The organism is Brevibacterium sp. (genome assembly GCF_022712115.1).
Taxonomy (GTDB): Bacteria; Actinomycetota; Actinomycetes; order Actinomycetales; family Brevibacteriaceae; genus Brevibacterium; species Brevibacterium salitolerans.
In genome coordinates, this window is record NZ_JALAHB010000081.1 from 1 (window position 1) to 6,845 (window position 6,845).

General features: G+C 67.7%; 4 protein-coding genes and 1 pseudogene. 4 read left to right on the forward strand and 1 reads right to left on the reverse strand.

Translation table 11 applies throughout. From position 1 onward, the window contains the following. From Q0A33_RS04970 to Q0A33_RS04985, 4 genes and pseudogenes are all read left to right on the forward strand, one after another. Positions 1 to 1,718: pseudogene (locus tag Q0A33_RS04970) on the forward strand (hypothetical protein); the annotation flags it as partial. Positions 1,719 to 1,812: 94 nt separating this feature from the next. Next, positions 1,813 to 2,784 carry a thioredoxin-disulfide reductase gene (gene trxB / locus Q0A33_RS04975; protein ID WP_291794008.1) on the forward strand — a complete coding sequence of 324 codons (972 nt, stop codon included), beginning with the start codon at positions 1,813 to 1,815 and terminating at the stop codon, positions 2,782 to 2,784. An 83-nt stretch (positions 2,785 to 2,867) separates the two neighbouring features. Continuing rightward, complete coding sequence (gene trxA / locus Q0A33_RS04980; protein WP_291794011.1) at positions 2,868 to 3,185, forward strand: thioredoxin; 318 nt, start codon at positions 2,868 to 2,870, stop codon at positions 3,183 to 3,185. A gap of 184 nt (positions 3,186 to 3,369) precedes the next feature. Next, a complete protein-coding gene (locus Q0A33_RS04985; protein WP_291794015.1) occupies positions 3,370 to 4,518 on the forward strand; it encodes a peptidoglycan-binding protein in 1,149 nt (382 codons plus the stop codon). Between the two features lie 168 nt (positions 4,519 to 4,686). On the opposite strand, the gene Q0A33_RS04990 is transcribed toward Q0A33_RS04985, so the two are convergent. Further along, positions 4,687 to 5,313: a M23 family metallopeptidase gene (locus Q0A33_RS04990; RefSeq protein ID WP_291794019.1), complete on the reverse strand. Its 627-nt coding sequence runs from the start codon at positions 5,311 to 5,313 to the stop codon at positions 4,687 to 4,689. Between the last annotated feature and the right edge of the window lie 1,532 nt (positions 5,314 to 6,845).

Genomic DNA, 6,845 nt, shown 5'->3' on the forward strand with positions numbered 1-6,845 from the left:
GGCCGGCCCCCGCACCGGCACCGTCCAAGCGCAGCGCCTCACCCGCGCAGATCCAGGCGGCTCTCGCCCGGATCGGGATGACGCGTCCCGGCGTCTCCGGCTATTCCGCCGGTCGAGCGGACGGGGTGCACACCAAGCTGGACGAGCAGATGCAGATGCGTGAAGCCAGCGTCTTCCCGCTCTCCCCCCACCAGCTGGCGGAAGCGGAGACGGCGGAGTGGGATCCGGAGGACACGATCTCCGAGTACTCCGGGCTGGCCGAACAGGAGTACGACCGCAATCTCACCGCTCCCATCATGAACCGCGAAGAGCTGTTCACGGAGAACCTCGAGACCCAGCAGATGCCCGTGGTCACCGAGGACATGACGGTCGATTCCGAGGCGGACGGAACCGCACCCGTGTCCGCAGAGAGCGGCGACGGCGAGGAGGCCGCTGACGGCTCCTGGTTCCTGGGCGGCATGTTCACCACGCGCGAGGAGGAGCTGGAGCGCCAGCGCACCGCTTTCGAACGCGAGCGGGCGCGTGAGCGCCGGCTCAACGAGGAGGCACGCGAGCGCGCACTCGCCGCGGAGCAGCGCCGCGACCGGCACCGGAAGGCGACGGCCGCAGCTGCCGCGGCGCAGGCACCCCGGACGGCAGACGGTGATTCGCACACCGGCACCGGCGGCGAGCCGCAGGCCAAGGCTGCGGCAGGGTCAGAGACAGAGGCTCATCCCGGGGATGGAACACCGTCCGGTGCGCAGGCGGCGGCAGGGTCAGAGTCCGCCCCGACCGCGCACTCGAACTCTGCGCAGGACGCAGCGGCGGCACAGGATGCACCTGCCGCAGGCGGCGCAGCAGCGCCGAGTACCGCCACCTCGCAGAACTCGTCGCAGGATGTTCGGAGCGCGGAGCCGGCCGGTCCACGGAAGTCGGCAGGACGGCCCAAGACGCAGCACTCCGCGCAGGAGCAGACCTCCGGCACGCCTGATCGTCCCGGCGCCGTCAGGCTCGCGGCCGGAACGGGCGCAGGTGCGGCTGCAGCTGCCGGCGCCGGCTCTCCGTCCGGCCCGGCGCAGAACGGCGGTGGAGCGGCGGCAGCGCCGGCGGCTCCGCAGCAGCCGCGGCGACGCCGGGGGGCCATCGTCTGGACGGTGATCGGTGCGATCCTGCTCATCGGCGCCGTGGTGTTCGGCATCATCGCGGTGAGGAACCTCAGCAGCTCCTCCGAACCCCAGCCCAACCCCGCACCCACAGCAGTGCCCTCGCAGGCGCCTTCACCCAGCGAGGAGCCGTCCGCGGAACCGGAGGGCCCCGCACCCGCCATCGATTCGGTGACGGACCTCGACCCGGAGGGCGACGGCTCGGAGAATCCCACCGCGGTGGACAACGTCCTCTCCGATGACGACAGCCAGTGGCAGACGGACCGCTACAACTCGGCGGCGTTCGGCAGCCTGAAGTCGGGCCTCGGCCTCGGCTTCGCGCTCGAGGAGGAGGCATCCGTCTCCTCCGTGACCATCGACTCCCCGGACCAGGGCTCCACGGTGGAGATCCGGGTGGGCGACTCCGACGATCCGGAGGATGCGGAGACCGTCGGTGAAGCCCGGCTCGACGGCGGCTCGACCACGGTGGAGCTGGACGAGCCCCAGACCGCCGAGTACGTCTTCGTCTGGTACACGGAGCTCGCACCTGCGGGTGAGGGCTACCGCGGACAGATCACTCACGTCGAGATCGACTGATGCGCCTGCGCGGTGCTCAGCAGGCCGTGCGGAGATCGCACAGAGGAATATTCGTCCGCAGCGCCGTGTTGGCCTGCTGAGACCTAGGAGGGACATGACCAACCACCGCCTCGTGATCGTCGGCTCGGGCCCGGCGGGCTACACGGCAGCGATCTACGCCGCACGCGCGAACCTCGAACCCGTGGTCATCGCGGGCTCCGTGACCGCCGGCGGCGAGCTGATGAACACCACGGACGTGGAGAACTTCCCCGGGTTCCCCGAGGGGGTCCAGGGGCCGGAGCTCATGGAGAGCATGCGCCAGCAGGCCGAACGCTTCGGCGCCACCGTCGTGTACGACGATGTGGCGACCATCGACTTCCGGCCCGGTGCCCACGGCCTCGTCACCGCGATGGGCGCGCAGTACACCGCCGAGTCCCTCATCCTCGCCACCGGCTCCGCGTACCGCGAGCTCGGACTGCCCAACGAGAAGAAGCTCTCCGGCCACGGCATCAGCTGGTGCGCCACCTGTGACGGCTTCTTCTTCAAGGGCCAGGAGATCGCCGTGATCGGCGGAGGCGATTCCGCGCTGGAGGAGGCGACGTTCCTCAGTCGCTTCGCCTCCAAGGTCACTGTCGTCCACCGTCGCCAGGAGCTCCGTGCGTCCCAGGCGATGCAGGACCGCGCCAAGGCGGACCCCAAGATCGAGTTCCTCTTCGACTCGGCGGTGGACGAGATCCACGGTGAGGACTCCCTCACGGGCCTCACGATCCGGAACACCGTCACCGGCGAGCGGAGCCAGCTGCCCGTCACCGGCATGTTCGTGGCGATCGGGTCCGATCCCCGCACCTCACTGTTCGCAGACGTCCTCACGCTCCGTGAGGACGGGTACCTGGCCGTCGAGGGACGCAGCTCCCGCACCAGCTTCGAAGGCGTCTTCGCCGCAGGTGACGTGATCGACCCCGTGTACAGGCAGGCGATCACCTCGGCAGGTTCGGGCTGCTCCGCCGCACTGGATGCAGAACACTACCTGGCAGACCGCGACCAGGCTGCCGCCGAGGCTCCTCTCACCGCGGTCGCAGGCGCCTGAGCCCCACACCCTCCATCCGGCTGCCGGTGTCGAACCCGACAGCTCCCCCATACCGAGACCACCGCTACTGCAAGGAGGACGACATGTCCCTCGAAGTCACAGATGCCACTTTCTCCGCCGAGGTCCTCGAATCGGACAAGCCCGTCCTCGTGGACTTCTGGGCGCCCTGGTGCGGTCCGTGCCGCATGGTCTCCCCGATCGTCGACGAGATCGGGGAGGAGCTCTCCGACCGCCTCAAGGTGGTCAAGGTGAACACGGACGAGAACATGCAGACCGCAGGCTCCTACGGCATCACCTCGATCCCGGCGATGTATCTCTTCAAGAACGGTGAGGTCGTCAAGCAGATCATCGGTGCTCGGCCCAAGCCGGCACTGCTGCAGGAGATCGAGCCCTCCCTCTGAGCGGCGTCCCCGCAGCACCTCCTGACGCCCTTCACCGGCCTTCAGGAACTCTCAGGCGCCCGTTGTAGCATCAACGGGCGCCTGAGGCGCACTGAGGGACTGCTGCAAGGGCGGAGCGAGGACACCGAGCGACAGGGACACAGCTCCCGCACTCCCTGCCGGAACCGAGCCAGAGACGAGACAGATGACTAGCCACACCACCACCTACCGCCTGGGTGACGACGATGCCGTGCTCCCCGCGGTGAAGGCCCAGCTGAGCCGGCTGGGGTATTCCGTCGGAGACGCCTCCAGCAGCGTCTTCGACCACATGTTCGACTACGCGGTGCGGTCGTTCCAACAGGACAGGGGCCTGTACACGGACGGTGTGCTCGGCCAGCAGACCTGGGGGCAGGTGGAGCTGGCACGTCATCGCCTGGGTGACCGCGTCCTCCGCTTCGACCCTGTGCGTCCGTTCGCCGGCGACGACGTGGCCGAACTGCAGCGGAGCCTCGCACGGCTGGGGCTCTACGCCTGGCGCGTGGACTGCGTGTTCGCGGAACGGACGCATGCCGCAGTGCGCGAACTCCAGAAGAGCCTGGGGCTCGAGGTGGACGGCGTCGCCGGGCCCCGCACGCTCCGCGGGCTCTCGGCCGTCACCCGCGGACAGGCGAGCGGCGATCTCTTCGCCCTGCGCGAGACCGCACGGCTGCGCTCTGACGGCCCCTCGCTCTCCGGGCGCACCTTCCTCATCGACGCGGCGCCTCAGATTCCGGTATCACCCGATCCGCAGCTTCACCGCGAACACGATGCGGAGATGCTGGGGTACTCGGGCGACATCGCTCGGCGCATCGCCGGCCGGCTGGCGGCGGTCGGCGCCTCCCCCTTCGTCATGGACGCGGACAACCGGGAGGCGGAGCAGCTCGCGGACACCAAGAGCTCCGCACTCATCACGATCTCCCAGGACCTGCACTCCGATGCCGCCGCCAACGGAGTCGCTGTCTTCTACTTCGGCTCCGTCAACGGCGAACAGTCACCGATCGGACGAAGGCTCTCACAGCTCATCAGCCGTGAGATCGCCTCGCGCACGGATTTCCTCGACTGCGGCACGCATCCACGGACCTGGGGCTCGCTGCAGAAGCACCGAGTGCCCACCGCTCACGTGGTGGTCGGGTACATGACGAACCCGGAGGATCGTCGCCGGCTCCATTCCGCAGTGGTGAGGGATGCCGTGGCCGAATCCGTCTCCGTCGCCCTCCAGCGCCTGTACCTCACGGAACGCAATGATCCGGAAACGGGCACGGTCGATCTCACGGCCCTGCGCGCGATGATCGAGCGGTCCGACTCCGACAGGTGACGCCTGCCGGAGCGCATCGTCGGGTTCGCCACAGGCATCTCCCGCCGCACGGCCCGGCAATGAGAGGCCGCCTTCCTGGGGCTGTGTTTCACGTGAAACTGTTTTTCACGGGGAGCACAGCCCCTCTTTCACGCCTATCGAGTCTGTCTGCTGAGGCTTCCCGCCGGTTCATGCCAGCGCTCTCCCCGCGCGGACGATCTCACCGCTCTTCGGCACCCTGCCGCTGAACACGATCTGCACTGGAGCAGCGGAGGCGATATCGGCACCGTCCATGGCCTGTACGTGAACGTGGGGCTCCGTACTGTTGCCCGAGTTGCCGCACAGTCCCAGGACCTCACCCCTCCGGATTCGCATACCGGGACGCACCGCCACGCTTCCGTGCCGGAGATGGCAGAGAGCGACGACCACGCCGTTGCTCTCCACCAGGACGTGGTTGCCCGCCAACGCCCGCCATCCGAACGCTGCTCGCCGGTATTGCGTCAGTGCATACCCCACGGACGGAATGCCTCTGTAGGCGGTGTGATCCTCCTCCCCGTCGTGCGCAGACACGACTGTTCCGGCCACCGGAGAGAGGATCGGACGTCCGAACCCAGCGAAGCGATCAGGAGCCTCCGGACGCATGAACGCTTGAAATCCCATCCGCGCAGAGATGTCTCGTTCATCGACAGGAACGAAGTCAATCGCATATGCCGAGGCGTAGAGCCGGGTGCCATGGCTGGGGACACGGTCGGCAGGACTGTTCCGCACGCGCCAGTGGCCCCCAAAGGGATAGCTCAACTCGACGATCGCATTCACGCGCTGCCCCCCTGCACTCGAATCTCATTCAGCATATGCGCCACAGCACAGATCGAATCGACCCTACTCATCAACCTCTCGGCTACTCGCCCATAGGCGCGTAGGTCTGCAGGCGCTGTACACCGGGAACTGATACTTCTTCCGTACGAAACATCGGCGTCTGTGCTGCGCGGCTGCGAGCCGCAGCCCATGCGTCTCCTGGCATTCTCCGCACCAGCATCCGCCCACCGCCCCAGCGCCTTTCGGCATTGCGGAGGTCGATGTTCCCAGCGTGATGTGTGCAGTGTCCTGACGGCGTGAGCAGTGTCCTGACAGAGGCGGAACATGCGGGCGAGTGAGGCAAAAGGGGATGCAGAGAACCTATGAGCGATCCCGGCACCCGGCCGGGCGTGGGGCCCCGTCACCAAGCCGACCGCGCAGGCTGCCAGCACGCATGCGGCCCTTCCGACCATTCAGTCTCCGCACAGAGCCGGGACGGAGCTGGTGGACAGCTCGCGTGCTGGAAGTCGCGCACCGGACGTGTGAGTACAGGTCCCCACGTGCAGCGGAGATGCGCCACGCGTTCCAGGCAACTGACGTACGGTAATGCTCTACCGCTGGGCGCTTCTGAGCGCATGCCAGCACTGTGGGAGAAAGGACCAGTGGGGGCGGGCGCTGAGCGGACCGACAACGAGTGGACGCGTCCTACAGCATCCGTCCTACAGCGTTCTCCCAGTGCCATTCGCTCAGTGCCGTTGTCCCAGCGGTATCCGCCCAGTACAGTTCGCCTCGGACCATGGCGCCCCGGACACGTGCGGGCGGGCCATCGGCACCTCCTCGCGTTCATCGGCAGGTCGCCCCTCTGGGGATCCTCTCGCTGTTTCTGATCTGACCGACACGCCATACAGTCAATGGTCCCGAGATGAAGCCCTGCCCTGCATCCTGAGGAATCAAAGCTCCCACAGTACGGCTCAAGCGCGTCGTGCATAGCTGCCGCGCCTCCTCCGTCGCCAGGTCGTCCTGAGGTACTGGCAGAGGCCTTGGAAGGCTATCCGTTCCACATCAACTGGGGAGGTTCCGGATGCCCGAGCATGTCTAGTCCGGTCGTTTCACGTGAAACGGGACCGGAGGTGTCACCGGAGAGCCAGGGGTGACCGCCTCGCTTCCGAGAGACGATCGATACTGAAAGCACGGGAGGCGCTTCATTGCTTGCATGAGCAGAAGGGGATCCGCAGCTGAGTCGCATCGCCCCGACAGCGTCGCGCCGAGCACTGCCAGCATCGTGCGCAATCGAGTCGCGCATTCCAGGACAGTCCCCGCGGCCGTACGGTGCCGGATCCAGATCGCGTGTAGCGGCGCGTCGCACCCCGCCCCCCTGTTTCACGTGAAACATCCAGTCAGCACCGCCCGCCGCCACGCTCACACGCTCACACGCTAACACGCTCACACGCTCACACGCTCACGCGCTCCCGCGCAACCGCGCGGCCGCCCGCCAGCGCGCGCGCCGACCGGCCCGGCCGACCGCAGGGCCTCCGGGGCTGCGAGCACGGGGA

Excerpts from the sequence above, each read along its gene's own strand:
- trxB (WP_291794008.1), top strand. The coding sequence starts at position 1,813 with ATGACCAACCACCGCCTCGTGATCGTCGGCTCGGGCCCGGCGGGCTAC.
- trxA (WP_291794011.1), top strand. The coding sequence starts at position 2,868 with ATGTCCCTCGAAGTCACAGATGCCACTTTCTCCGCCGAGGTCCTCGAA.
- Q0A33_RS04985 (WP_291794015.1), top strand. The coding sequence starts at position 3,370 with ATGACTAGCCACACCACCACCTACCGCCTGGGTGACGACGATGCCGTG.